This is a genomic window from Nocardia sp. NRRL WC-3656, from assembly GCF_000720265.1.
GTDB lineage: Bacteria > Actinomycetota > Actinomycetes > Mycobacteriales > Mycobacteriaceae > Nocardia > Nocardia nova.
The window spans coordinates 49,744-74,264 of the sequence record NZ_JOJF01000018.1; the positions used below are offsets into that span (position 1 = coordinate 49,744).

Sequence of the window (24,521 nt, forward strand, 5' to 3'; positions counted from 1 at the left end):
GCGGCCGGGCGCGCAGCAACCGAAAACAGGTGAGGAGGAGCGCGCGTGAGCACCAGCCTGCCGCACGCCCAGCAACGACGTTCGGTGGCCGCCGCGGCCATGGGCAACGCCACCGAGTGGTACGACTACGGCGTCTACGCGGCGACCGCCTCCTATCTGACCGACGCGTTCTTCCCCGGCACGCTGGGCACGCTGGGCACGCTGCTCGGTTTCGCCATCTCCTTCGTGCTGCGCCCGATCGGCGGCATGGTGTGGGGCCCGCTCGGCGACCGGGTCGGCCGCAAACTGGTGCTGGCCACCACGATCCTGCTGATGGCCGCGGCCACGGGCTGCATCGGCATCCTGCCCACCCATTCGGCGGTGGGGATCGCCGCGCCGATCCTGCTGATCCTGCTGCGCGTCGTGCAGGGATTCTCGACCGGCGGCGAATACGGTGGCGCGGCCACCTACATCGCGGAATCGACCGATGAGCGCCGCCGCGGATTCCTCGGCAGCTTCCTCGAATTCGGCACCCTGTCCGGATTCGTCGGTGGCTCCACGGTGGTACTGATCCTGCAGGTTCTGCTCTCCGACGACGCGATGCAATCGTGGGGCTGGCGCATTCCGTTCCTGCTGGCGGTGCCGCTGGGCCTGATTGGCTGGTATCTGCGCAGCAAACTCGACGAATCGCCGGTGTTCACCGAGGTCGCCGAGCAGCAGAAGGCCCAGGGCGGGCTGCGGGTCCTGCTGCGCGACTACCGCCGCGAACTGCTGACCATCGCCGGACTGGTGGTCGCGCTCAACGTCGTCAACTACACGCTGCTGGCGTATCAGCCGACCTATCTGCACAACACCCTGGGCATGGGCGATTCCGAGACCACGGCGATGGTGCTGGTCGGCCAGATCGTGATGGCGCTGGTGCTGCCGGTGTCGGGTGCGGTCTCCGACCGGGTGGGTCGGCGGCCGATGTGGCTGGTGTCGCTGGTGGGGCTGGCGATCCTGGCAATCCCCATGTATTGGCTGATGGCTCAGGGCGCGGCGTGGGCGGTCGTCGGCTTCGTCGTGCTGGGCCTGCTCTACGTTCCCCAGCTGTCCACGATCTCGGCGACTTTCCCGGCGATCTTCCCGACGCAGGTGCGGTACGCGGGATTCGCGTTGGGCTACAACATCTCCACCGCCGCGTTCGGCGGTACCGCACCGCTGATCAACGAGTCGGTCATCGACGCCACCGGCTGGCATCTGTTCCCCGCCTACTACATGGTGGGCGCGTGCCTGGTGGGCCTGGTGGCATGGTTCTTCCTGCGCGAGACCGCGGGCGTCTCGCTGGCCGGCACCGAGGTTCCCGACGCGGCCGACGAGGAACCGGTTCCGCAGCCCAGCTAGAGCCTCCGGAGCTTCCCTAGGTCCACCGCTTGCGGCGGATGCCGCGCTCGTGTGTGATCGAGCGAGCCCGCACGCGGCAGGGCACGGCCCGGAAGGAACGACGAGTCCAGATGCTCCCATTGGAGTCCGGTGATCCGGCGGCCATCGGCCCCTATCGGCTGCTCGGGGTGCTCGGCTCCGGCGGAATGGGCCGAGTCTATCTGGGCCGCAACGCCGGTGGCCGCACCGTCGCGGTGAAGGTGGTGCGACCGGATCTGTCGGATGATCCCGAATTCCGCACCCGGTTCCGGCGGGAGGTGGCCGCCGCGCGGCGGGTGACGGGCGCGCATGCGGTGCCGGTGCTGGACGCCGATGTGGAGGCGGAGCGGCCGTGGCTGGCCACCGGGTACGTGGCGGGGTTGTCGTTGCGCGAGGCCGTGGACTCGTTCGGGCCGTTACCGGAATCGGCGCTGGTTCCGCTGGCCGCGGGCCTGGCGCGGGCGCTGACCGATGTGCACGCGGCCGGGGTGGTGCACCGCGATCTGAAACCGTCCAATGTGCTGCTGACTCTCGACGGGCCGCGGCTGATCGATTTCGGGATCGCGCGCGCCGCCGACGACGACGGCACGCTGACCACGACCGGCAAGGTGATCGGTTCGCCGGGTTATATGGCGCCGGAACATATTTCGGGCGATGCGCCGGTGGGGCCGGCGGTCGATGTGTTCGCTCTCGGCGGGGTGCTGGTGTATGCCGCCAGCGGCAGTGGGCCGTTCGGTTCGGGTGATTCGATCCCGATGCTGTGGCGGGTGATGCAGGAACCGGCGCGCCTCGAGGGCCTGCCGGCGGCGTTACGTCCCCTCGCGGGAGCATGCCTGGACAAACAGCCCGGTAATCGCCCGACGCCCGCCGAGGTCGAAAGGCAGTGTGTGGCATTGGGTGACGCCCGGTCGGGGTGGTTGCCGGGACCGATCCTGGAGGCGATCAGCCGTCAGGCGGTGATGCTGCTCGATCTGGATTCCGGTCCGGTGCCGAACGATCCGCCGGTCACGCCGCAGAGCACGCCCGACCTTCCCTCGACGCTGATCGGCTCCGGCGCCGCGGGGCACCCGCACACGCCCGTGCCGCCGACCGAGGCGTCACCGCCGACCGTACGACGATCGCATCCAGGCGATGCGGGCCGGTCATCGACCTTCACCCCCGGCCACTTCCCGAACACCGGAATGCCCGAGCGGACGGGTCCGTGGCCCGGCGCGCCGTCGCAACCGTCCGCACCATGGACTCCCCACAGCTACACCCAGGCCGGCGCACACGCCGAAAGCTCTCCCGCACAAAGCAATTCGTCGCGGCGCCGGATGGTGACGATCGGGTGCCTGGCCGTGGTGTTGGTGGCGGCGGCGGTGATCAGTGCCACGCTCGCCTTCCGTAGCGCGTCATCGGATCGGCCGGCGTCTGCTCCCGGCACCGAAACCTCGGTCGAGACCGAGGACACGTCGGCCCCGGAGGCCACTGCCGCCGAGACGACAACCGCGGGAAGCGAGTTGGCGGCGCTGCCCGCCGATTACGCGGGCACCTGGAAGGGCACCGCCACCGACGGGCTGGCCACCTACGACATCGTCGTCACCCTGCGCGCCGGCGCGGTGGGCACGGAACTGGGTACGGCGAGCAATACCGGCCGGACCAGTGGTCTCACCTGCCGGCGCGCCGAAACCCTCACCTCGGCGAGCGATTCCGCGATCACGCTGCGGGCCCGCTTGGTCTCGGGCGCGACCTGCATGGACGACGGCCAGTCCTCCACCCTCACTCTGAACCCGGACCACACCGTCGCCTATTCGATGACCGGCCCGATCGGGGCCATCACGGGAACACTGCGGCGCCAGTGAAACCGGCTGCGGCACAACGGTTGTCGCCTCGGCCGCCTCATGACGGCAGGCGTACCACCGCGATCGCCGGTTCGCTGAGGCTGCCCAGGTACAGGGTCCCGTCGGTTTCGGCGACGCCGGTGACCATCGCGTACCGGTCGGGTTCGCGCTGCAGGTCGTGGACGAGGATGCCGTCGAAGTCGTAGGCCTGTACCCAGACAGTGCGGGCGGGTTTGGGCTGCAGGGCCGGCGGGATGGCGCGCACGAGGCGGCGCAGCACACCGGGCAGCGGAAGCAGCGTGTCCAGCACCGGGTTTCGCGGTGTGACGAGCGCGGCCCAGACGAGGCCGTCGCTGCCGAGCCCGAGATTGTCGGGGCAGCCGGGCAGGTTCTCCACCAGATGGTCGGTCTCGCCGGCGCGGGGGCCGGTGAGGTGGTGGCGGGCGATGCGGTAGCCGCCCGTTTCGGCGACCAGCACACAGGAGCGGTCGGGGGCCAGGACGATCCCGTTGGCGAATTGCAGTCCGTCGACCAGGGTTTCGACCCGGCCGTCGGGGCTGCGGCGGAACAGCCGGCCGGTGCCGGAGTGTTCGAGGATGTCGCCCATGTAGTCGTCGAGCGGGTAGCGGCGGCTGGATTCGGAGAAGTACACGGTGCCGCCGGTGTCGGCGACGACGTTGCTGGCGAAGTTCAGCGCTACGCCGTCGACCCGGTCGCACAGGGTTTCCAGGGTGCCGTGCGGGCGGTCCAGGCGCAGCAGTCCGCGCTCGGCGTCGCAGATCAGCAGCGATCCGTCGGCCTCGGCGTGCAGGCCCAGCGGCCGCCCGCCGGTGTGGGCGATCTGCTCGACCGCCCCGGTGGCCGGGTCGACCGCGAGGACGGCGCCGTCGGCGATGCCGGTGACGATCCGCCCGTCGGGTGCGAGCACCACATCCTCGGGACCGTCCCCGGGCAGTTCGAGCAGCCGCAGGTCGGGCATGGGCGGATCGCTGTGCGGGGCGCGCGCCCGGGCGGGCGCCGGCGGAGGAGTCCACCGGGTCGGCTGGAAAGACATGACTCACCTTATCCACCGGGCGCCAGGACCACCCACGTGTGCGCTGGTGTCAGGCGGGCACGGCCGGGCCGTCGGTGCTGGTGACGTGGACGGGGAGGTTGTCGGCCCACGGCTGGCTTTCCACCATGTCGGCGACTCGGACGGTGCCCCTTTCGAATTCGCCGGTGGCGGCGTCGACGAGGCGGTAGGCCTGGACCTGGGTGTGGATGGGCTGGGCGTCGAGCAGCACGACCCGCACTTCGCCGGGTTCGAAGTGACAGCGTTGCTGCAGGGCGGCGATGAGTTGTTCGTTGTGCATGTGCCCGTCGCCGAAGTTCCAGCCGATGGCGGTGCTGCAGATGCGTTCACCGTCGGTGATGGTGTATTCGTCCTCGCGGCCGGCGGGCATGGCGCGGTGCACGAGGGTGAACAGGGCGCGGCCGTGGGTGTTCATGGCGCGGAAGGCGTAGCCGAGATACAGCGGGATCTGGGCCCGGTCCTTGCCGTAGTAGCGCTCCATCTGCGCCTGCGGCATGCTCGCGATCGCGACGATGTTGCGGTCGATCTTCTGCGCCGCCGACGGTTTGACGCACCACACCGTGGTGTCCCAGTTGCCGGCGTAGTAGCGCATCCCGGGCAGGAACGAGATCCGGGAGGGCAGCAGGTTGCCGGTGATCACGATCGCGACGAGGACCGCGAACAGCAGCACCGGCAGCCAGGGATGCGTGGCGTCGGCGAAGCCGATGTCGGCGTGGGCGACGAACAGCACCCCGAGCCCGAACATCATGAACACGTTCCACTCGAGCGGTACGCCCATCGGGATGGCGGTCAGGATCGCCAGGTGGAAGCACAGCAGGATCACCGCCGCCACCGCGGTGGGCAGGCCGCCGTGGGAGAAGAACAGCACGATCGGCGCGCACATCTCGACCGCGGTGCCGCTGTGGGCGACGAATCGCGACAACCAGCCGGGCCGCAGGTCGTCGGGGAAGTCGGCGAAGAAGCGGCGCTTCAGCCATCGCGGGCGCACGATCGGGCTGTTGGACATCATGGTCGAGACCACGAACGGGAAGTGCCGGTTCAGTTTCGAGGTCGCCGCACCCATCCAGATGACGACGAAGACGAGTTTGGCGGCGAGGATCGCGTCGGCGCCGCCGAACAGGAACGCCACCGCCAGCGAGCCGTAGACCTCGCCGCGCGCGGCCAGGAAGATCACCTTGTCGCGCAGTCCCAGCACCGCCAGCACGGCGACGACGAGGCCGACCTGCCAGGCCGGCAACAGTCCGACGGTGGTGTCGAGGGCGGGGATCGGGCCGGTGCCGTCGGACAGCAGCGCCCACAGCAGCACCACCAGCAGCAGTGCGTAGAGCGCGGCGTCGACCGGGGTGCGGGCGGTGCCGCGGGTCAGCGGGACAACGCGCGGCCACGGTGGGAGCCTGATCGTTCCGGGCCGCAGCCAGTACAGGATCGATCCCATCGGCGGGAAGTAGCGGTTGTTGAGCGGCCCGAACCCGCAACCGAGCCCGATCACCTCGAACAGCATCGTATAGAGCACGGCTTTTTCGAACACGATCGGTTCCGACCACCAGCTGCCCACATCGGTGAATCCGTCGATGCCGCTGGTGCTCAGCGCGAACAGCCAGCCACCGAGGATGTAGAGGCAGATCTTGACGACGTAGAACAGATGCAGCACCACCGGTGTGCCGAAGCCGACCTCGGCCCAGTGCCGCGCCATGAGCCGGATGCGCTCACTGCGGCCGCTGTTCTGCCACTGCTGTTGATCGACGACCGGCAGTTCCGGCTGGACGAACCCCATCAATCTCTCCGTTCCCGCGTCCGCGGCCGGTCACGGCACCATGACCGCGGTGTTGCCCTTCTCGCTCGACGTGACGAGGATGTCGCGGCCGATCGGATCATCCACCGCGGCAAGGCTTTCCGGCGCTATGATCGCCAGGAACCGGCTGTTGTCGGCGTGCAGGCGCCCGACGACCAGTCCGGTGCGTGGCTCGAATGCGTGGCGCACGGTGTAGGTTTCGATCCGGGCCGGCCCGTCGGCGCGCGCCCGGCTGGGCACCTGCGGAGCCGACGCCACGGCGCGCTGCAGGTGTGCGCTGCGGTCGGGCTCCCAGGGCGCCGGCGTGGTCGAATACACCCCGACCGAGTATTTGCTCATGATGCCGCCGTTGGCGCCCACCAGGCCGAAAGCGCCCGGCTGGTCACGCATCCGGGCCACGGTCTCGGCGATCGCGTGCATCGAGTAGTTGTTTCCGGGGCCGCCGAAGAACGGCAGCCCGCCGGTCACGGTGAGCCCGCGCGGGTCGTCGGTGGCCAGTCCGGTGCCGTCGCAGAAGTTGAACACCGCGACGGGGAAGCAGCTGTAGAGATCGAGGGTGGTGAGGTCGTCGAGCCCGATTCCGGCCACCCGCAACGCTTCTCGCGCCGCCGTCCACGCGGTGGGCGCGGCGCCGAGGTCGGGGCGGGCGAGCAGGGTCTGCTCCTCGAGGTCGGCGTGGCCGCGCAGATACACCAGTTTGTCGTCGGGGATGCCGAGCCGGCGGGCTTTGCCCAGCGACATCACCACGGCCGCGGCGCCGAGGTTGACCAGATCGCGGGCCACCATCAGGCGTGGAAACGGGTCGCAGATCATCCGGTTCGAGTCGGTGACGGTCGCCAGTTCCTCGGCGCTGCGCTCGACCGGTGCGGCGGCGAGAGGGTTCTTGGCGGCCACAGAGGTGAACGGCGCCAGCAGTTTTCCCATTTCCAGGCGATACTGCTGCGGTGTCGCGCCCACGCGCGCGCGGCGGGCGTTCTCGAGCAGGCCGTACTGGGTGGGTGCGCCCATGACGGCGTGGGCGATCAGGTTGTCGTCGACGAACGATTCGTATCCGAAGCCGCGGTCCTCGAGCTGGCCGGTCGCGGTTTCGGTGAAGTCGGGTTTGTCATCTCGGCCGGCGTAGTGGCGCTCGGTCGAGATCGCGTCCGATCCGGTGATGAGCACCGATTCCAGTCGCCCGGCGGCGATGTCGGCCGCGAACTCGGTGAGCAGATGTTGCGGCCCCTGCCCGCCGACCACCTCGAGCACGGCGCGAGCCGGGTCGATGCCCAGTCGCCGCGCCACCGAGCGCGGGTAGTTGTCGGAGCGGCCGAGCGGGGCGCGCACCGGCGCCGAGATTTCGAATTGGCGTACCCCGGCGATGAGTTCGACGCTCGCGGCGGCGTCGGCGTAGCGGACCTCGGTGTCCTCGAGGGCGGCGCGGGCGGCCGCGGCGGCGAGGTCGACCGACGACATCTGCCGGTACTCGGAACTGTCGATGCGGTCGATGGCCTGTCCGACGCCCACGACGACCGGCGTACGCGAATCCACCATCAGCGGACCCCACCACTGCGTGCGGTCGTGCCGGCTGCCCGTCTCATGGCAGTGACAGTAACACGGGAAATAGAACCTGTTACAGACGTTTGTCTCAGGTGGTGGCCCGTTGTGAGGCCGCGGCGTGCTCGCCGAGATCGGCGAGAGTGAGCCGGTGCCGCGGCGCGTGGTCGACGACGGTGTGGCGGGTGGTCACCAGATCGGGTCCCACGTGCAGCAACCGGCCCACCGGCAGATCACGCCAGCCGGGATCGCTGTCCATGCGTTCGGTGGCGATGACCACGGCCGGATGGTCGGCGAGCGCGGGGGAGTGGGCGCGGATGGGGCCGGTGCCGGCGTGGTCGAGGTGTTTGCCGCCGCCGGGTCCGCCCGCGGCACGTTCGAGGACGAACAGGTCGTGGGTGTCGGGATAGCGCAGCGCCCACAGATCCTGGGCGGTGGTGAGCACGAAGTTCAGCGCGAACACCGGCAGGTTGTCGGCGATCCACCCGACCGCCGCGCCGATTCCGGCGACGACATCGCCGTCGTGTTCGTCGATGCAGCGGGTGACGAGCGCGAAGACCCGTTCGGAATCGGTTTGCCCGGCGACCAGATCGCGGTAGTCACCCAGCGCGCGTTCCAGTTCCGGCAGGCCCCCGACGACACCGTTGTGGGCGAACAGCCGCCCGTGTTGCTCGAACGGGTGGGTGTTGGCCGCGACCGTCGCCCCGGTGGAGGCGTAGCGCACGTGGGCGAGGAAGGTCGCCGATTCGCACTCCATGGCCTCGCGCACGAACTGCTTGTCCTCGTAGGCGGCGATGGGCTGCTTGCGCACCAGGGGCCGGCCGTCGGGTTCGAAGGTGCCCAGCCCGGTACCGTCGGGTTCGCGGCGGCTCTGCCGCGCCAGGCTGTCGGAGGCCTCCAGCAACCAGAACGTCGCGTGCACCCGCTGCGGTGCCGCGCTGAGCCCGAACAATCGGCACATCGATTCACCTTTCGCCGCGCCGGCACGGACCGAACATCCGCCTCGGACGAAAATGCTTGTCGCGCTTCGATATTCAGTGCACGGCCATCGGGGATTGCCCGTCGATGACGCGGCCACGGCCGCCGGACCGACCCTACCCGGCCGCGGCGAAACGCGAGGCCCTTCGGCCCTGGATCGGCGGTTGCCCGCCCTGCACTATGAGGTGATCAAAATGTGGCGGAGCCGGAAAGGGGTCCTCGTGGCGAGGAAACGGTGGAGCGAGCTGGACGAGCGGACACGGCGGCTGATCGTGGCCGCGACCGTGGTCGAAGGGATCTTGAAAATCGCGGCGCTGATCGATATCGCGCGCCGGCCGGCCGCGGAGATCCGGGGGTCGAAACTGCGGTGGGCGACCGCGGTGACACTGCTCAACTCGGCGGGTACGGTGCCGATCGCCTACTTCCTGGCCGGACGCCGGCAACCGGGCCGCACCCTGCCCTGAGGCCGGTCACCGTTCGCCGCGATAGTCCTGGCATCGGCAGCGCTCGGCCGCCGGCCCGGCGCCGCCGTCGCGCGAGACCAGGACTCCGGCGTCCACGGCGCTGCGGCAGCGGCCCGATACCGGGTCGTGCACGATATTGGAGTGCCCGCAATGCGAGCACAGTCGGCGCGTCACCTTCCGCGGCACCAGAACCAGCAGCACCAGTGCCGAGAACGCGACGGTGACACCGACGAACCTGAGCAGATGTGGCCAATCCATTTCACGACCTCACTTTCCGGCCCAGTCCGCCGCGGCCGACCGCGATCAACGCCGTCGCAGGTGCATGCCGTAGGGGACCGCCTCGAGCAATGTCACGTTCACCGACGCCCCGCTGGGAATCCGGTACGAGCACACCTGCCCGGGCCGGGCGCCGGTGAGCGCGCTGCCCAGCGGCGACTCGGGCGAATAGACCTCCAACTCCTCGGTGTCGGCGCCGTCGCGCCGGCTCAGCAGGAAGGTTTCGGTCTGCTCGTCGTCGAACCGGACGGTCAGCACCATCCCGGGTTCTGCGATGCCGTCGTCGGCGGGCGCCTGCCCGACCACGGCACGATCCAGCAACTCCTCCAACTCCAGCCGGCGCAACCGCCGCCCGGCCGCGGACTGTCCGTCCTCGTCCCCGGGACCGTGCTGCGCCGACCGCAACTCCAGTAATTCCCGCCGTAGCCGCTCGTACGCGTCCTGCGTCAGCCAGACGCCTTCCGTTCCGGTCATCTCATTCTCTTCGTCCACTGCCGACAACACCCCGGACCCCGGACGGCACCACATCCGCCGCACCGAGGTCCACCTCCAGAGTGACCCGCCGGCACACCGGCTACATTGTCAGCAGGAAACAATCTCGATCGCACAGATTGTCAGTGGCGAACAGCGTGGCGCTCGCCCCGTGTCCCGGAAGGAGCGGTGATCTGCGCCGATGGTGAAATTGGATCGGTTGATCAATATCGTGAGCCGCTACGGCGCCCGCCTGCACGGCACCGTCGTGGACCGCGCCGTCGAGATCCACAGCGTCGCGGTCCACGATCCGATTCGCCCGCACGCGGCTACCGGCGACGTGTTCCTCGCCGTCGGCGCGGCCGACCTGGCCGAAGCGCTCGCCCTGGGCATCGACGCCCGCGCCGGCGTGATCGTGGCCCGCACGTCCGAGACACCGGATGCCCGGATCCGGCAGCTGCTCGACGATCGCGGCCCGGCTCTGATGACCGTCGATCCGAGCGTGTCCTGGAGCCAGATCGCCTCGGTGGTCTACGGGCTCGTGCTCGAGGGCCGCGAAACCGAATCCGGGCGCGGTCCCAGCGACCTGTTCGCCCTGGCCGACACCATCTCCGCGTCCCTGGACGGGCCGGTCACGATCGAGGATCAGCTCTCGCGCGTGATGGCCTACTCGACCGCGCACCACGACACCGACCCGGTGCGCTCGGACACCATTCTGGGCCGCCGCATGCCCGATCGGGTACGCCGATTCTTCGAGGAGCAGGGCATTTTCGCCCATCTCGCGCGCTCCGACGCGCCGCGCTACATCCCGCCCGCGCCCGAGCACGGGTTGCACGGGCGCACCGTGGCCGCGGTGCGCGCGGGCCGGGAGCTGCTGGGTTCGGTGTGGGTGTCCGGCCGTGAGCCGCTCTCGGCGGATCGGGCCAGAATCCTGCAGGAGGGCGCGCACACCGTCGCGCTGCATCTGCTGCGGTCGCGCGTCAGTGCCGATTTGGAACGGCAGGTCGAATCGGAGCTGGTCATCGAGCTGATCGAAGGCAGTCCCGACGCGGAGGCCGCGATCGGCAAGCTCGGTATCCCGGCGCGCGATCTGCGTGTCATCGCCTTGCAGGCCCATGCCGAGCAAGAACGCAACGCCGGCATCCTGCTCGCGTTCGAGCGCGCCACCACCGGTTTCGGCTGGTCGCGCGTGGGTCGCAGCACGCTGTTCGGCAATACCGTCTACACGCTGCTGCCGGCCGGTGAGGACCCGGCGCCGGCGTATCGGTGGATCGCCGACATCGCCGCGAGCCTGCCCGCGCACATGACCGTGGTCGCCGGAATCGGCGGCACCGCCGACGCGCGGGAGCTGCCCGCGAGCCGCCAGGAGGCCGACGAATGCATGGCACTGCCGGCGACCACCACCCAGGAACCGGCCTGCTACGACACCGCCTGGGACCGAGTCCTGATCCAGCGCCTGCGCTCGATGGCCTCCACCGGCCGGCTCCCGTCCCGAGATCCCGTCGCCCAGCTGGCCGAGATCGACGAGCGGGCCGGCACCCAGTACCTGCCCACGCTGAAGGCCTGGCTCGAAGCCCACGGCGATCCCGCCACCGCGGCCCGCACCCTGGCCGTGCACCCCAATACCGTGCGTCATCGCATGCGGCGCATGCGCGAGCTGGAGTTCCTCGACCCGGATGATCCGGCCAAACGCACGGCGATGCTCATCGCCTTGTCGATCCACACCGGGTGAGCTCGGGCGGAAAATCGGTGGAGGCGGTGCCTCAGCCGGGCTAACGTCGCGCGGCGTGAGCATCGACGCGCAAGCCGGCAAGTGGGTGGAACTCAACCGCGCCAATTGGGACGAGCGTGTACCGATTCATGTCACGAGCGAGTTCTACGATCTGGACGGTTTCGTCTCCGGCGCCGAAGCGCTGCGCGACTTCGAACCCGACGAGGTCGGCGACGTGCGCGGAAAACGCCTGCTGCACCTGCAATGTCATATCGGCACCGATACCTTGGCGTGGGCGCGCCGCGGTGCGAGCGTCACCGGCGTGGACTTCTCCGAGCCCGCTGTCCGCACCGCGACCGACCTGGCCGCCCGCATCGGTATCACCGGCGCGCGGTTCGTGACCGCCAACGTCTACGACGCGGTGACGGCACTGGACCGCGACCGCTACGACATCGTCTACACCGGTGTCGGCGCCCTGGTCTGGTTGCCGGATCTGGTGCGCTGGGCGTCGGTGGTGGCCGAGTTGCTCACGCCGGGCGGCTTCGTCTACCTGACCGAATTCCACCCGTTCGGCGACATTCTCGCCGAGGACGACGGCCGCACCGTCGCCTACGACTATTTCGATCCCGCGCCGCAGGTGTTGGACGAGCCCGGCACCTACACCGACCCGGACGCGGCGACCACTGCGAACGTGACGGTGCAGTGGCAGCACGGCATCGGTGACATCGTCAGCGCACTCGCCGGTGCCGGGTTGCGCCTGGAGTTCCTCCACGAACACGACTTCACCCTGTATCCGCGGTTTCGCAACCTGGTCGGGGACGGCGGCCGATACCGTCTGCCGCCGCAGCAGCCGCGGGTTCCGTTGCTGTTCTCGCTACGGGCATCGAAACCGGACGACTGCTGAAACACGCCGGCGCCGTAGGGCTTTCGCCGAACAGCCGGTAGCGGGTGTCGCTGTCAGTGTTCGTCGTAGTGGCCGTCGTGGGCCGCGTGCCGATGCCCGTCGTGGAGATAGTCGACATGATCGCCGTGCGGGATGGCGACGTGCCCGCAGCCTTCGCCGTGCACGTGCTCGTGTCCGGTGTGTTCGGTGTGGCCGCTCGGTTCGCATTCGTCGACGTGGTCGCGGTGTACCCGGTGGATATGGCCGTCGTGCAGGTAGTCGACGTGGTCGCCGTGCGGCACCGCGACGTGCCCGCAGCCCTCGCCGTGGGTGTGCTCGTGTCCGGGATGGGTGGTGTGCCCACTGCTCGTCATCAGCGTTGCTCCCTTCGCTACGGCTCCCTCGATACTTCGTATCCTCGCAGGCATCGAGGCATTTGCGAAGGGGTTGCCCGCACACCGCAGGCCGCGGATTTCACACCGGCCGGTCACTCACCGCCGGACTGTATGTGGAAGACGTCGGCGGTGAGGAAGTCGCCGCGGTGCTGGTCGTGATCGAGTGCGGGGCGTTCGTCGCCGCGGGTGGCCTGCCGCCAGATCGGGCTGTCGACGAAGTGGTTGTCGAATCGCTCCTGGGTCTCCAGTATTTCGGCCGGATCGGCCAGTCCCCGGCGGATGCGGTCGCCGAGCCGGAAGTAGTCGAACCGCTCGATCCCGGGGGTGAACACGATCAGCACATCCGCCGCCGAGGTCGCGGGAGCCGCCCAGGCGTGGGTGGTGTGCGGCGGGATCAGCAGGAAATCTCCCGCGCCGATCTCGTGGATCTCGTCTCCGGCGAGCACGCTCAGCCGTCCGTCGAGCAGGTAGAACAGTTCGGCCGAGGTCGAATGATAGTGCGGCGGTGGCCCGTCGGCGCCGGCCGGCAGGAACGCCCGGTTCGCGCTGAGCACCCCGCCGGTCGTGTCGTGATCGGCATACAGCCGGACTCCCATGGTGTCGAGTGTTTCGGCGTCGTCGTGGCGGACGAGCAGGGCCTTGGTGTTGTTCGCGATGGTCACAGCGATCTCCTCACTCATTTTCCCGGAACCGCTCCGGTCGCTACCGAAGAGGTGTGGCGGGTCGCGTGTGTGACATCGCGGTCACCGGACGCCGTTGAGCTTGTCCGGGTTGGTGATCGAGTAGATCGCGGTGATCCGGTCGCCTTCCGGTTCGAGGTCCACCACGACCACCGCGAGCGGGCTGGGACCGGTGAACACCAGGGCACACGGATCCGCCCCGGCGCGGCGGTAGCGCAGATCCAGCCCGGCCGGCACGGTGGCGGCGACGGAGACGAACAGTGCGGCCACCGCGTCGCGGCCGTGCACCGGTTGCAGGCTCGTGGCCGGTCCCTTGCCACCGCCGTCGGTCCACAGCGTCACCTCGGGTGCGAGAACCTGGAGCAGCGCGGGGAGGTCACCACCGAGTGCCGCGCGCGCGAATCGTTCGGTGACCTCGGCGTGCACCGCGGGGGCGGCGCGATGGCGCGGACGCCGGGCGTGCACGTGGCGGCGAGCGCGGGCCGCAAGCTGGCGCACGGCCGCCGGATTGCGATCCAGAATCCGCGCGATCTCGGGATGACCGAAGCCGAACACGTCGTGCAGGACGAAGACCGCCCGCTCGAGCGGTGACAGCGTCTCGAGCACCACCAGCAACGCCATCGACAGCGACTCTGCTCGTTCGACGCCGGCGCTCGCCTCCTCGTCGGACACCAGCGGTTCGGGCAACCACTGGCCGACGTAGGTCTCGCGGCGTCGGTTCACCTCGGCCCGCTTGGCCAGCGCGGCGTTGGCCGCGACTCGGACGAGGTAGGCGCGAGGGTTCTCGACCGGCTCGGCGCCGGGATCGTGATGCCGCCCGGCCCACGCCAGCCACACGTCCTGCAGTACGTCCTCGGTGTCGGCGACACTGCCGAGCATGGTGTAAACCACCGAGAACAGCAGCTCGCGGTAGGCGAGAAACCGATCGGTGAGCTCGTCGCCGGCGGCATGCTGCGGCGTCGACGCCATGGTGAACCTCCTCGGCCGTTCGATCGTCTGCCACCACAGAGTCCCCGAACCGCCCGGGTGTGACATCACCCGCCGACGGGGTTACCCGGTTGCCCGGTGGTGATCCGGCGGCGGGGTGAGATCGTCGAGCACCACCAGATTTCCCCCGGCCTGTTTGGCCCGGTACATGGCGGCGTCGGCGGATTGCAGCAGCCGGTCCGGGGTCGGTCGCGGACATTGCGGGCAGATTCTGGCGTCGTAGACGGCGACACCGACGCTCGCGGTGACCTCGACCGTGGTGTCCGACGGTTCGGCGACCGTGCGGCGCAGGCGCTCGGCCTCGGCGCGGGCGAGATCGGCGGCGATCGGCGCGGCGACCACGAATTCCTCTCCGCCCGTGCGGGCCACCACCGCGGAGCGTCCGGCGGCCTCGTGCAGGCGTCGGGCGGTTCGCGCCAGCACGGTGTCACCGACGCGGTGACCCCAGGTGTCGTTGACGCTTTTGAATTTGTCGAGGTCGAAGGTCATGACGCTGATCGCCGGGTGCCGGTCGACCAGGATCGGGAGCCGGATCTCGAGGCCGCGGCGGTTCAGCAGTTCGGTGAGCGGGTCCGACAGCGATTCGGTGCGCAGCAGCCAATAGAGGATCTGCAACGCGGGCAGGGCACTGACCACCGACACGAACAGCAGCAGCCCGACCGCGAGCGCCAGGCGCAGTTGCCCGCCGCCGGTGGCGATGCGCACCGACACCACGACCACCGCCAGCAGCGACCACGCCGAATGCGCGGCCAACACCCGCGCATTGTGGAAGAAGCCGAGGTAGCTGCCGGTGACCACGAGCAGTACCGTGCCCATCGCCGCGAACACCCGATCCGGCACCTGCAGGAATTCCAGGATGAACAGCACATCGGCGCCGCCGATCAGCAGCAGCGATTCGGTTTTGCCGGGCCACCGCAGCAGCCACCAGCGCAGTGCCCACAGCACCCCGCACGACACCCCGACCGCGGACGCGACGCCGGGATGGCCGGGCGGTCCCACCGGTGAGCCGGTGATCACCGCTCCCATCGCCGCGATCAACGCCCCGGCGACACCGACCAGCACTTTCAGCGGACCCAGCGCCGATCGGGCCGTCAGGCTGCGTACCAGCCAGCAGTAGTCGACCGGATCGTTCCACCAGGCCCGCAGTGTCTTGCCGCCATTCATCGACTCACCCTCGCACCCGGCCGGGTTGCCCGGCCGTCGCTCGTTACCGGTGCGAGAATCCTTGTGCGAGGACCTCAGGAATCTCACCAGCTGATCCGCAGCAGTCTAGACCGGCAACTCGGGCCCATCGGGCAAAAATGTGGCACTTGCGCGACGGCCGCCGCGAACGACCGGCCCCCGCGCGTCCCGCGCGTGCCGCCTCGCCGGGATCGCGCGCATCGGCTCAGCGATCGCCGGCCGCCAGCAGCAGACGCGCCACCGAGGTCAGCCGGTTCGCCATCTCCCGGTAGCTGTAGTAGCCCATCCCGGCCTGGATCATCGCCCCGCTGACGGCGATGTTCAGGGCGTCGAGAAGCTCGCCGGTGCACGCGTCGCCCAGGGCGGTGCGGACGCGCTCGCTCATGGCGGCACCGATGCGGGTGCGCAGGGCCGACACGTCGGGGTCGTGGCTGAGGATCGCGGCGGAGGCGGCCAGGCTCAGTTCCGGTTCCTCGGCCATGACGTCACCCATCTCGGTGAACACGGCCGCCAGCCGCTGCGACGGCGTATCTCCGGTGACCGGCCGCGCACACCACGTGCGGATCCGGCGCCAGTACGCCTCGGCCACCAGATGCTGTTTCGCCGAGAAGTAGCCGTAGGCCGTGGCGTGGGTGAGCCCGGCGCGCCGGCACACCTCCCGCATCGACAACTGGTCGTAGCCCTGTTCGCGCAGTACGTCCAGACCGGCGTCGAGCAGGCGGTCCACGGTCTCGGCGGAGCGCCCGGCCAGAGAGCGCCGGGCCGGGCGAGGGTGTATCGCGGCCTCCACCATGGGTCAGACACTAGGATATACGCCTGTAAACAGCAAAGCCGACGCCGGACCCAGCGGGTGCGGAACGACCGACGAGGCACGATGGCATCCACTTCCACTCCCGCGCCGGGGCGCACCGAATTCGATCTGGGACAGGTCACCCTGCACGCTCTCACCTGGGGCGACCCCGCGGCGCCGCTCGCACTGTGCCTGCACGGCTACCCCGACACCGCCTGGACGTGGCGCCATCTCGGACCCGCGCTGGCAGAGCACGGGTACTACGCCGTCGCACCGTTCAGCCGCGGATACGCTCCGTCGTCGGTGCCGGCCGACGGTGACCTGTCGACCGGTTCGCGCGTCGCCGACGCTCTCGGCATCGCCGAACGCCTCGGCGCCGACCGGGCCGTCGTCATCGGCCACGACTGGGGCGCCTTCACCGCGAATGCCATTGCCGCACTGCCCGAATCACCGTTCCGGGCCTTCGTCGCCGCGGCCGTTCCGCCCCTGGCGAGCGTGCGGATCACCCGCGGTGACCTCGCCCGCCAGGTCGGGCGGACGCTGGCGCAGTCGGTGAACAGCTGGTACATCCTCGCCAACCAGTTCCCCGCCGTTCCCGAACGGTTGTTCACTCCGATGACGGCATTCCTGTGGCGGCGATGGTCTCCCGGCTACGACGCCACCGACGACCTCGCTCACCTCGCCGCGGCCGCACCGCCGCAACACCGCTCGGCGATCATCGGCTACTACCGGCAACTGGTCCGGCCGCGGCCGACGCGCCCCCGCGACCTCGACCGACTGCTGATGATCGCACCGATCCACCCGATACTGCAGCTCTACGGCGCCACCGACGGATGCTTGCGCCCCGGCTTCTTCCACGATCTGGAGCGCCACCTGCCCGCGGGAAGCCGCGTCGTCCGCATCGAGGACGCGGGGCATTTCCTGCATCTGGAGAAGCCGGAGGAGGTCGACCGGATCATCCTCGACTACCTCGGACCGGGCCGGTAGCCGCGCGGTTCACTGTGCCGTTTCCCCGATCAGCCGGCGCAGCAACGCCGCGTGGTAGAACAGCGACTCGACATTCTCGGGTCGCTGCATCTCCCCGAAGTGCACCCGGCGGGCGCCGGTGCGCAGGAACACACACGCCCAGACCACGGCCGAGTAGACGTAGAACCACCGCAGGTCACCGAGTTCGACACCGGTGAGGCGACGATACGTGTCGCGAACATCGTTCTCGCGCAGCACGTTCGGCAACCCCGGCAGCTCGGCCAGCCCGCTCAACTCCTGAAACACCATATGCGCGAACACACACCACGCGACGTCGAGTTCGCGGGGGCCCACCGTGGTCATCTCCCAATCGAGGACGGCGGCCGGACGGAAGTCGCGGTAGAGCACATTGCCAATCCGCGCGTCGCCCCACAGCAGCACGGTCTCACCGGTTGCGATCTGCTCGGGCCAGTGGGTGTCGAGCCAGTCGAAGGCACGCTCGACCAGCGCTGAACCCCCGATGTCGGGTACCGAGAACTCGTACCACGCCCGCAGCCAGGCCAGATTCTTGCCCAGCGCGGTGTCGCCGGCGCGGTCGGCGACGAGGAACCCGAATGCGCTGCCCGCGTCGGGAATCGAGTGCAGCTTCGCGAGCACCTCGATGGTGGCGTCCTGCAGTTCGCGCTGCTGCTCGGGGGCCGCGTCGAAGAACCAGTTGCCGCCGAACGTATACGGCATCACATCGGGCGGGACGATTCCCTCGACGTAGTCCATGATGAAGAACGGCGCCCCCAGCACCGTTCCCGTGTTCTCCAGAAACCGCACCCGTGGGACCGGAATGCCGGCCCTCGTACCGGCGGCCTCGATCACCTGGGCCTGATGATCCAGGCGGTAGACCGGGAAGACCGGGACGTCGGCCTCGGTGGGCGCCACCCGCATCACCCATTTCCGGTCCACCACGGCGCCGTCGTCCCAGCGGGCGGTGAGCACGATCGTCTCCGAGGACATGCCGTTGGCGTCGATCCCGCCGACCACGGCGATCTCGGGCCGCTGCCCGTTCGGCATGACCGTGGCCAGCCAGTCGGCGAGGATCGAAGGCAACTGGGTGACGTCGCGGCTCGAGCTCTGCAGCCGGCTGACGTTCTCCACGGTCGGTTCGGTAGCCACTGGCTGCCTCCTTTCACTCGGGCGGGTCACCCACGGGCCGCGCGGCTCTCATCGGGCGCCAATCGTGACCGGCATATGCCGGATACCGGTGTGTTTGTTGCTGCGGACGTACTCGACGGGCCCACGCGGAGTGAGGGTTTCGACCCGATCCAGCAGCGCGTCGAACATGACCCGCATTTCCATCCGCGCCAGCGACGCGCCCAGGCAGAAGTGCACGCCGCGCCCGAAGGCCACGTGCGGGTTGGGGTTTCTGGTGATGTCGAAGCGGTGCGGGTCGGTGAACACACTGTCGTCGCGGTTGGCCGAGGCCCACCACAGCGTGACCTTGTCACCGGCGGCGATGCGGTGGCCGCCGATCCACACGTCCGCGGTGGCCGTGCGCCGGTTGTAGGGCGTCGAGGACGCCCAGCGCAGCATCTCCTCCACGGCCGCCGGAAGGCGAGACCTGTCCTGCTGCAACTGTTTCCACAGCTGCGGCGATTCGCTGAGCGCGGCCATGCCGACGGCGATGGAGTTGCGTGTCGTCTCGCTGCCCGCGGCCACGACGAGGGACAGGAACAGGTGTTGTTCGGCATCGGTCAGCGGCTCGTCGTCGACGAGTGCGTGCGTGATCACCGACAGCAGATCCTCACCCGGCGCGACGCGTTTGCGCTGCAGCAGATCCGCGGCATAGGCGAACATGCGAGCCTGCGCGCGAGCGAGACGGTCGTCGACCTCACCGACTTCGCGGCCGTCGTAGTCCAGGGTGACGTTCGCCCAGTTCATCAGTTCGTGGCGATCGGCTTGCGGCACACCGGCCAGTTCGGCGACGGCCTGCAGCGGCAGTTCCGCGGCCACGTCGGTGAGGAAGTCGCAGTCACCCTTCGCCACGGCCGCGTCGACGATATCGGCCGCGCGCCGGCGCAGGTCGTTCTCGATCCGCCGCAGCGCTCGGGGAGTGGTGCTGGGGGCGAGCAGGCGACGGATCTTCGCGTGGCGGGGATCGTCCATCATGTTCAGCAGCGCCCCGACCGGCACACCCAGCGGCATATCCTCGAGCGTGGTGCCGCCGCCGTCGCGTCCGCCGCCGGATTCGGAGGAGAACACCGTGGTGTCGCTGGCCGCGGCGACGATGTCGGCGTAGCGGCTGAGCACCCAGAAACCGTCGCCGCCGGGGCTGTGCGCGGTGGGCGGATGGAACCAGACCGGCGTTTCCCGCCGCAGCCGATCGAATATCCGATGCGGGAAGCCGTTGGTGAACCGGTCCAGGTCGGTGAGGTCGATGTCCTCGTGCACGACGTGTCACCTCCTTGCCCACATCACGCTTGCCCACATCACGAGATCGCCTGTCGGCGGCTGCCGGGCGTAGTCGAACGACCCCGGCAGCCTGCACCTTACAGGTGTCAATCCGGCCGTAAGGCGATATTGGGAGCGCTCGTTCCCACCCCGCCGATCGGGACGGCGGTCACGGTGTCTGCCCGATCTGGCGCAGGAACCCCAGGTTGTCCTCGATATGCCAATCCTCGATGATCCGGGCGTGGTCGTCGCCGAGGTGCTGGATGTCGATGGCGTCGAATTCGACGGCCTGCCCGGAACCGCCGGCCCCGTTGTAGGTGCCGGTGAAGTGGCCGCGGAAGACCAGCCGGGCCGTGAGGGTGTCCCCGGTGACGTACAGATCCGACAGCTCACAGGTGAGGTCGGGGACGGCGGCGCGGAAGGCCTTCGACGCCGCGGCGGGTCCGGCCGGTCCCTGCGGCCGGCCCGGCGGCAGGGTGTTGTCCCGGAACGACGGTGTGACAGCCTGCCGCAGGTAGTCGACGTTGCCGGTGTTCCAGAAGGTGTAGAGCCGTTGTGCCGCACGAACTTCGCGTGCGGCCCGGTCGGCGCCGAGCCCGCCGTCGATGTGCACGGCTCGCGGTACGACCAGGTCGCCGGAACGGTCGACGGGGTCGGCCGGGTGCGGCGGCTGCGCCGAGCAGGCACCCAGAAGCAGTGCGGCGCAGACGAACAGCGCGATCCTCATGCCAGTCTCCCGCCGCCGTCGACATGCAGGGTGGTGCCGGTGAGGAAGGGGTTGGTCAGCGCCAGCAGTGCCGCGGCGGAGATGTCGGCCGGTGTCCCGACCCGGCGAGCCGGATTGCGATCGGCGACGGTCCGGAAGAGCTCCTCCTTGCCGGGCCCGTCCCACACGCCCGAGTCGACGATGCCGGGGGAGATCGCGGTGACGCGCACCGGCGCCAGCTCGACCGCCAGCGCCTCGGCCAGAGCGGCGGCCGCGGCGTTGGTGGTGGCCATCACCGACCGTCCCGGGGACGGCCGCCAGGCCGCGACACCGGAGAACAGCAGCATCGCACCTCCGGCGCGGAATCGCGGAGCGAAGTGTTTGGCGAGCAGGATCGGCCCGATCACCTTGGCGTCGAAGGCGCGGCGCACCGCGTCGTGGTCGAGTGTGGTGACCGGGCCGTTGGCGTGGTCGGCGGCCGGCGACACCAGGTAGTCCACCTCGCCGATACGTTCGGCCACGGCGCGCACGGTCGCCTCGTCGGCCAGGTCCAGTTCGGGCCGGCCCACCGAAATCACCTGCGCCCCTTGCGCTTCGGCGTCGGCGGCCAGACGACGGCCGATGCCCGATCCGGCGCCGACGATGACCATCTTCTTGTCTTGCAGCGTTGTCATGCCCGGTTCAGCAGCGCGACAGCGCCGGATAATCCCTTCGCCGAATGAATGTTTTCGATGGCTGCAATAGGATGTACGAATGCCAACGTTGCGGGCACTGGAATGCCTCATCGCCGTGCTCGATGCCGGCTCGATCACCGACGCCGCCACCGCACTGCACATGTCACAACCCGCGCTGTCGCACCAGTTGGCGGCGCTCGAACGCGAGATCGGGGCACCGGTGCTGCAACGACTCCCGCGCGGGGTGCGCGCCACCGCCATCGGCCGCGTTATCGAGGCCGACGCCCGTGCGGCGCTGACCGCGGCCGCTCGCGTCGTCGACGGCGGGCGGGCCACGGCCCGGGGCGAAGGCGGCCTGTTGCGACTGGCCTGCGCGGAGAGCCTGACCGCGAGTCTGCTCGCCCCCGTACTGCGCACCTGGTTGCGCCGCCACCCCGCGGTGCACGTGACGCTCACCGAGGCCACGAGCGCCGACGACCTCGTCCGCCACCTCGAATCCGGAACGGCCGACCTGGCTTTGGGACCCCGGCCGACTCGCTGGACCGGCGCATCCGAACTCGTCGGCAGCGAAGAGATCGTCGCGGTCCTCCCCGCCGATCACGCCCTGGCCCGGCAGGATCGGCTCGGATTCGACGACCTCCACGACCAACCGGTGGTGCACTACCACCCCGACAACGGCCTCGCCGGCTGGCTCGACGCCCGAGCCGCGGCCCACGGCGTCACCCTCAGCCCGGTCATGCGCACCCGGCAGGCTGCCACCGCGGCACAACTGGCCGCAGCCGGACTCGGCATCGCCCTGGTCCCCGTCACCGCTCTGGGCCCCGGCCTGCCGGCGACCCTGAAACGCTTGCACCCCAGCGTCTCCCGCGATCTCGTCTGTCTTCTCGCCACCCCCGCCGATCCACTGCTGCGCCGCTTCGCCTCCGACCTCGTCGACCGCGGTGTCCCTGTGCACCCCTCGGCCGCACGACAACTCGGCTGATCCGCGACGGCTACGACGTACGCGGCCGTAGGCCGTCGAGCATCAGGTCGAGCAGGCGCCGCCAGTCCCCGCTGCCCGTGCGGATCGTCGCCGAGATCGCACCGACGAGCAGGTAGGCGTCCGCGGCGGTGCAGTCCTGCCGCAGTGCACCGGCCTCGCGATCGCCCGCGATGATCTCGCCGACAACGGCTTCCAGCCGGGCACGAGACATTCCGCGCGGCTCGCTACCGGGCGAGCGGCGGGCCGCTTCGACGGCCGCGGACAGGCCGCGATCGGCGCTGAGCAGCTCACCCACATGCATCAGATAGCGTCGCAGCCCCTCGCCGGCACCGGCACGCGTGAGACATTCTGTGCGCGCGTAGTTCTCGATCTCCGCGAAGCGCTGTTCGGCGGCCGCGTCGACCAGCTCCGCGAGGGTGGGGAAGTGGCGATAGACCGTGCCGACCCCGACACCCGCCGCGCGTGCCACGTCGGGCAACTGCACCTGAGAGCCCTTCTCGGCGAACAATTCCCGAGCAGCCCCGAGGAGGCGGTCGCGGTTGCGTGCCGCGTCGGCGCGCGTCTTTCGTGGCGTCGCGGGCGTTGACATCCGTGCGTCCTTTCCGGCTACCATCTAGACGGAAGCGGATTCCGATTCCGTTTTGTCGCCGGAAGGGTAGCACGATGTCGCACAACAGATTTCTCCGATTGGCCCCGGGCGAGGTACGCCCGGGCCGGATTCCGATGCCACCCGCCTTTGCGGTCAAGGCCACCACCGCCGACACCGAGGGCCGGTTCTCCTTACTCGAGGTGACCCTGGCTCGCGATATCCCGCGACACACCCACGAGGTGGCCGACGAAGCCATCTATGTGCTCAGCGGTGAACTCGGCGTCGACTTCGACGACCGGTCGTACGTCGCGCCCGCCGGAACGTTCGTCCTGCTGCCGCACGGCATCCCGCACGCCCTGCGCGCGGTCTCGAACCCGCCGCCCGCGGTGATCCAGATATCGTCACCGGGCGGATGGGAATGCTATCTGGAAGATCTGTTCGACGCGGGGCCCACCGTGCTCACCGACGGCGCGCTCGACCCACACAAGATCAACCCCATCGCCGCGGCCCACAGCATCCGCTACGAGGAGTCCTGAACGACAGCCCGATACGGGCCCGGCGCAGCGATCAACGCGGGCCCGGAACGAGCTCGGCGGCCAGACCGCTCGCCCACTCGCGAACATGCTGGGGGTCACGGAAATCACCCGCCATCGTCTTGGCCATCGCCGCGGCCGGGAAACCGCGGGCATCGGCCTGCAGGCGGCCACCGAAAATCGTGTAATCCCGGGCATTCACGCGACGGGCGGCTCGCTCGACGGCTTTGAGCCCCGGAACCTTTTCGGGACCGCCGGAGGTGAGCGAGTCGTCCAGCGGCCCACTGGCGAACAGCCAGACCGGCCGCGTGCGCAACTGCCGCGCGAAACGACGAGCGAAGCGGCGGGCGTGACGATGCCAGCGACCGGTGTAGAGCGCACCGCCGAGGACCACCGCCCCATATCCGTCGAGGGAGCGAACCTCACGCGCAGTGCGGACCTCGGCGTCGACACCGGCCGAGCGCAGCGACTCGCCGATCCACTCCGCCATTTCGGCAGTACCGCCCCGTGTGGAGCCGTACGCCACGAGAACAGGTTTCGATGTCACGGCGCACCTTCCTCTCACCGTCCGCGGGGCGAACTACGGGTAGGCGATATTCGCGGCGGGCTGGGGCAGAAGCAGGATCCGGCCGATCGTCGCCGTCCATTCCCCGATCGCGGGCCAGTCGCGCAGGTCACCGAAGCGACCGCCGCCGAGCAGGCGGTAGATGATCCGCGCCTTCAGCGACACTCCCACGTTCTCGAAATGGCCCGCGAAGGCGCGGTAGCCGACCGGATGGATCGAATCGCGCAACGCGGCGATCTTCGGCGGCGCGATTCTGCCCATCCGCCGCCCGATCGGCCCCCGCAGCGCCGGCCCGAGCCCCACGGTGAACAGCCACACATTCGTCGCGGCCAGCTCGTAACGATGACTCCGAACGAACCCCGACATCTCGGGAAGCACATCCATGTTGTGCACGGCACTGCCGAGGATCACCGCGTCGAACCGCGACAACTCCGGCGCATGCGCCACATCGGCGACCTCCACATCGGCTCCGCGGTTGGCCAGCGCCGCCCCGATATAGTCGGCGATCTCCCGGGTCGAGCCCTGCGCGGTGGCGAAAACGACTGCGATGCGAACAGTTTCGTGAGTCATACGTCGAGCCTGCGCCCGGCCCGCGACCCCTCCCAGAGGCGGCGTACCTCATGCGATGAGGACGAACGTCCCCAGTG

The 24,521-nt window shown here is 69.6% G+C and carries 26 protein-coding genes; 8 read left to right on the forward strand and 18 right to left on the reverse strand.

Translation table 11 applies throughout. The features are described from left to right. The first annotated feature begins 99 nt into the window (after positions 1-99). Entirely contained in the window at positions 100-1,362 is a 1,263-nt protein-coding gene (locus IG65_RS0122525; protein ID WP_051756710.1) for an MFS transporter, read from the forward strand. 110 nt (positions 1,363-1,472) lie between these two features. Continuing rightward, positions 1,473-3,221 (forward strand): serine/threonine-protein kinase, encoded by a 1,749-nt coding sequence (locus IG65_RS0122530; protein ID WP_030516933.1) that lies wholly within the window; start codon positions 1,473-1,475, stop codon positions 3,219-3,221. A 37-nt stretch (positions 3,222-3,258) separates the two neighbouring features. Here IG65_RS0122530 and IG65_RS0122535 read toward each other — a convergent pair whose 3' ends face one another. The 4 genes from IG65_RS0122535 to IG65_RS0122550 all read right to left on the reverse strand — a co-directional run bounded on the left by IG65_RS0122535 (position 3,259) and on the right by IG65_RS0122550 (position 8,561). Beyond that, a complete protein-coding gene (locus tag IG65_RS0122535) occupies positions 3,259-4,254 on the reverse strand; it encodes an SMP-30/gluconolactonase/LRE family protein (RefSeq protein WP_231509354.1) in 996 nt (331 codons plus the stop codon). Positions 4,255-4,303: 49 nt separating this feature from the next. Next, positions 4,304-6,046 (reverse strand): DUF3556 domain-containing protein, encoded by a 1,743-nt coding sequence (locus IG65_RS0122540; RefSeq protein ID WP_030516935.1) that lies wholly within the window; start codon positions 6,044-6,046, stop codon positions 4,304-4,306. A 30-nt stretch (positions 6,047-6,076) separates the two neighbouring features. After that, complete coding sequence (locus IG65_RS0122545) at positions 6,077-7,600, reverse strand: acetyl-CoA acetyltransferase (RefSeq protein WP_030516936.1); 1,524 nt, start codon at positions 7,598-7,600, stop codon at positions 6,077-6,079. A gap of 91 nt (positions 7,601-7,691) precedes the next feature. Beyond that, positions 7,692-8,561, reverse strand: coding sequence for a class II glutamine amidotransferase (locus IG65_RS0122550; protein WP_030516937.1), 870 nt, complete (start codon positions 8,559-8,561; stop codon positions 7,692-7,694). Between the two features lie 238 nt (positions 8,562-8,799). Here IG65_RS0122550 and IG65_RS0122555 point away from each other — a divergent pair, with 238 nt between their 5' ends. Next, the gene (locus IG65_RS0122555; RefSeq protein WP_231509355.1) at positions 8,800-9,042 is read left to right on the forward strand and encodes a hypothetical protein; all 243 of its coding nucleotides are present in this window, start codon (positions 8,800-8,802) and stop codon (positions 9,040-9,042) included. 6 nt (positions 9,043-9,048) lie between these two features. Here IG65_RS0122555 and IG65_RS0122560 read toward each other — a convergent pair whose 3' ends face one another. After that, entirely contained in the window at positions 9,049-9,300 is a 252-nt protein-coding gene (locus IG65_RS0122560) for a hypothetical protein (protein ID WP_030516939.1), read from the reverse strand. A gap of 45 nt (positions 9,301-9,345) precedes the next feature. Next, positions 9,346-9,792, reverse strand: coding sequence for a GreA/GreB family elongation factor (locus IG65_RS0122565; protein ID WP_030516940.1), 447 nt, complete (start codon positions 9,790-9,792; stop codon positions 9,346-9,348). Positions 9,793-9,991: 199 nt separating this feature from the next. Here IG65_RS0122565 and IG65_RS0122570 point away from each other — a divergent pair, with 199 nt between their 5' ends. Both IG65_RS0122570 and IG65_RS0122575 read left to right on the forward strand, forming a co-directional pair. Continuing rightward, on the forward strand, positions 9,992-11,521 hold the full coding sequence (locus IG65_RS0122570; protein WP_030516941.1) for a CdaR family transcriptional regulator: 1,530 nt from the start codon (positions 9,992-9,994) through the stop codon (positions 11,519-11,521). A gap of 55 nt (positions 11,522-11,576) precedes the next feature. Further along, positions 11,577-12,404 (forward strand): bifunctional 2-polyprenyl-6-hydroxyphenol methylase/3-demethylubiquinol 3-O-methyltransferase UbiG, encoded by an 828-nt coding sequence (locus tag IG65_RS0122575; protein ID WP_231509356.1) that lies wholly within the window; start codon positions 11,577-11,579, stop codon positions 12,402-12,404. A gap of 53 nt (positions 12,405-12,457) precedes the next feature. Here IG65_RS0122575 and IG65_RS0122580 read toward each other — a convergent pair whose 3' ends face one another. From IG65_RS0122580 to IG65_RS0122600, 5 genes are all read right to left on the reverse strand, one after another. Beyond that, the gene (locus tag IG65_RS0122580) at positions 12,458-12,757 is read right to left on the reverse strand and encodes a hypothetical protein (RefSeq protein WP_030516943.1); all 300 of its coding nucleotides are present in this window, start codon (positions 12,755-12,757) and stop codon (positions 12,458-12,460) included. Positions 12,758-12,870: 113 nt separating this feature from the next. Then, positions 12,871-13,440 carry a cupin domain-containing protein gene (locus tag IG65_RS0122585; protein ID WP_231509357.1) on the reverse strand — a complete coding sequence of 190 codons (570 nt, stop codon included), beginning with the start codon at positions 13,438-13,440 and terminating at the stop codon, positions 12,871-12,873. 81 nt (positions 13,441-13,521) lie between these two features. After that, entirely contained in the window at positions 13,522-14,427 is a 906-nt protein-coding gene (gene sigJ, locus IG65_RS0122590; RefSeq protein ID WP_030516945.1) for an RNA polymerase sigma factor SigJ, read from the reverse strand. Positions 14,428-14,508: 81 nt separating this feature from the next. Beyond that, on the reverse strand, positions 14,509-15,609 hold the full coding sequence (locus IG65_RS36045) for a diguanylate cyclase (RefSeq protein WP_051756666.1): 1,101 nt from the start codon (positions 15,607-15,609) through the stop codon (positions 14,509-14,511). A gap of 223 nt (positions 15,610-15,832) precedes the next feature. Continuing rightward, entirely contained in the window at positions 15,833-16,420 is a 588-nt protein-coding gene (locus IG65_RS0122600; RefSeq protein ID WP_030516947.1) for a TetR/AcrR family transcriptional regulator, read from the reverse strand. A gap of 81 nt (positions 16,421-16,501) precedes the next feature. Here IG65_RS0122600 and IG65_RS0122605 point away from each other — a divergent pair, with 81 nt between their 5' ends. After that, on the forward strand, positions 16,502-17,404 hold the full coding sequence (locus tag IG65_RS0122605; RefSeq protein WP_051756668.1) for an alpha/beta fold hydrolase: 903 nt from the start codon (positions 16,502-16,504) through the stop codon (positions 17,402-17,404). Between the two features lie 9 nt (positions 17,405-17,413). Here the strand turns inward: IG65_RS0122605 and IG65_RS0122610 are convergent, their stop codons facing one another. From IG65_RS0122610 to IG65_RS0122625, 4 genes are all read right to left on the reverse strand, one after another. Continuing rightward, positions 17,414-18,550, reverse strand: a complete 1,137-nt coding sequence (locus IG65_RS0122610) for a phosphotransferase family protein (protein ID WP_030516949.1) — start codon at positions 18,548-18,550, stop codon at positions 17,414-17,416. 48 nt (positions 18,551-18,598) lie between these two features. Next, positions 18,599-19,825: a cytochrome P450 gene (locus tag IG65_RS0122615; protein WP_030516950.1), complete on the reverse strand. Its 1,227-nt coding sequence runs from the start codon at positions 19,823-19,825 to the stop codon at positions 18,599-18,601. A gap of 169 nt (positions 19,826-19,994) precedes the next feature. Then, entirely contained in the window at positions 19,995-20,552 is a 558-nt protein-coding gene (locus IG65_RS0122620; RefSeq protein WP_030516951.1) for an ester cyclase, read from the reverse strand. After that, positions 20,549-21,205: an SDR family oxidoreductase gene (locus tag IG65_RS0122625; RefSeq protein WP_030516952.1), complete on the reverse strand. Its 657-nt coding sequence runs from the start codon at positions 21,203-21,205 to the stop codon at positions 20,549-20,551. The genes IG65_RS0122620 and IG65_RS0122625 overlap by 4 nt, the downstream gene beginning before the upstream one ends. Positions 21,206-21,284: 79 nt before the next feature. On the opposite strand from IG65_RS0122625, the gene IG65_RS0122630 reads away from it, so the two are divergent. Then, positions 21,285-22,187, forward strand: a complete 903-nt coding sequence (locus IG65_RS0122630; protein WP_030516953.1) for a LysR family transcriptional regulator — start codon at positions 21,285-21,287, stop codon at positions 22,185-22,187. A 10-nt stretch (positions 22,188-22,197) separates the two neighbouring features. On the opposite strand, the gene IG65_RS0122635 is transcribed toward IG65_RS0122630, so the two are convergent. Then, positions 22,198-22,776: a TetR/AcrR family transcriptional regulator gene (locus tag IG65_RS0122635; protein ID WP_030516954.1), complete on the reverse strand. Its 579-nt coding sequence runs from the start codon at positions 22,774-22,776 to the stop codon at positions 22,198-22,200. A 134-nt stretch (positions 22,777-22,910) separates the two neighbouring features. Here IG65_RS0122635 and IG65_RS0122640 point away from each other — a divergent pair, with 134 nt between their 5' ends. Next, positions 22,911-23,312 (forward strand): cupin domain-containing protein, encoded by a 402-nt coding sequence (locus IG65_RS0122640; protein WP_231509358.1) that lies wholly within the window; start codon positions 22,911-22,913, stop codon positions 23,310-23,312. 31 nt (positions 23,313-23,343) lie between these two features. Here the strand turns inward: IG65_RS0122640 and IG65_RS0122645 are convergent, their stop codons facing one another. After that, complete coding sequence (locus tag IG65_RS0122645) at positions 23,344-23,856, reverse strand: flavodoxin domain-containing protein (RefSeq protein WP_030516956.1); 513 nt, start codon at positions 23,854-23,856, stop codon at positions 23,344-23,346. A gap of 33 nt (positions 23,857-23,889) precedes the next feature. Next, positions 23,890-24,444: a flavodoxin domain-containing protein gene (locus IG65_RS0122650; protein ID WP_030516957.1), complete on the reverse strand. Its 555-nt coding sequence runs from the start codon at positions 24,442-24,444 to the stop codon at positions 23,890-23,892. Positions 24,445-24,521 lie beyond the last annotated feature (77 nt).

Bases quoted from the DNA above. Each gene is read 5' to 3' on its own strand.
- IG65_RS0122525 (WP_051756710.1), top strand. From the start codon at position 100: ATGGGCAACGCCACCGAGTGGTACGACTACGGCGTCTACGCGGCGACC.
- IG65_RS0122530 (WP_030516933.1), top strand. From the start codon at position 1,473: ATGCTCCCATTGGAGTCCGGTGATCCGGCGGCCATCGGCCCCTATCGG.
- IG65_RS0122535 (WP_231509354.1), bottom strand. From the start codon at position 4,254: ATGTCTTTCCAGCCGACCCGGTGGACTCCTCCGCCGGCGCCCGCCCGG.
- IG65_RS0122540 (WP_030516935.1), bottom strand. From the start codon at position 6,046: ATGGGGTTCGTCCAGCCGGAACTGCCGGTCGTCGATCAACAGCAGTGG.
- IG65_RS0122550 (WP_030516937.1), bottom strand. From the start codon at position 8,561: ATGTGCCGATTGTTCGGGCTCAGCGCGGCACCGCAGCGGGTGCACGCG.
- IG65_RS0122560 (WP_030516939.1), bottom strand. From the start codon at position 9,300: ATGGATTGGCCACATCTGCTCAGGTTCGTCGGTGTCACCGTCGCGTTC.
- IG65_RS0122565 (WP_030516940.1), bottom strand. From the start codon at position 9,792: ATGACCGGAACGGAAGGCGTCTGGCTGACGCAGGACGCGTACGAGCGG.
- IG65_RS0122570 (WP_030516941.1), top strand. From the start codon at position 9,992: ATGGTGAAATTGGATCGGTTGATCAATATCGTGAGCCGCTACGGCGCC.
- IG65_RS0122580 (WP_030516943.1), bottom strand. From the start codon at position 12,757: ATGACGAGCAGTGGGCACACCACCCATCCCGGACACGAGCACACCCAC.
- sigJ (WP_030516945.1), bottom strand. From the start codon at position 14,427: ATGGCGTCGACGCCGCAGCATGCCGCCGGCGACGAGCTCACCGATCGG.
- IG65_RS36045 (WP_051756666.1), bottom strand. From the start codon at position 15,609: ATGAATGGCGGCAAGACACTGCGGGCCTGGTGGAACGATCCGGTCGAC.
- IG65_RS0122600 (WP_030516947.1), bottom strand. From the start codon at position 16,420: ATGGTGGAGGCCGCGATACACCCTCGCCCGGCCCGGCGCTCTCTGGCC.
- IG65_RS0122605 (WP_051756668.1), top strand. From the start codon at position 16,502: ATGGCATCCACTTCCACTCCCGCGCCGGGGCGCACCGAATTCGATCTG.
- IG65_RS0122620 (WP_030516951.1), bottom strand. From the start codon at position 20,552: ATGAGGATCGCGCTGTTCGTCTGCGCCGCACTGCTTCTGGGTGCCTGC.
- IG65_RS0122625 (WP_030516952.1), bottom strand. From the start codon at position 21,205: ATGACAACGCTGCAAGACAAGAAGATGGTCATCGTCGGCGCCGGATCG.
- IG65_RS0122630 (WP_030516953.1), top strand. From the start codon at position 21,285: ATGCCAACGTTGCGGGCACTGGAATGCCTCATCGCCGTGCTCGATGCC.
- IG65_RS0122635 (WP_030516954.1), bottom strand. From the start codon at position 22,776: ATGTCAACGCCCGCGACGCCACGAAAGACGCGCGCCGACGCGGCACGC.
- IG65_RS0122640 (WP_231509358.1), top strand. From the start codon at position 22,911: ATGCCACCCGCCTTTGCGGTCAAGGCCACCACCGCCGACACCGAGGGC.
- IG65_RS0122650 (WP_030516957.1), bottom strand. From the start codon at position 24,444: ATGACTCACGAAACTGTTCGCATCGCAGTCGTTTTCGCCACCGCGCAG.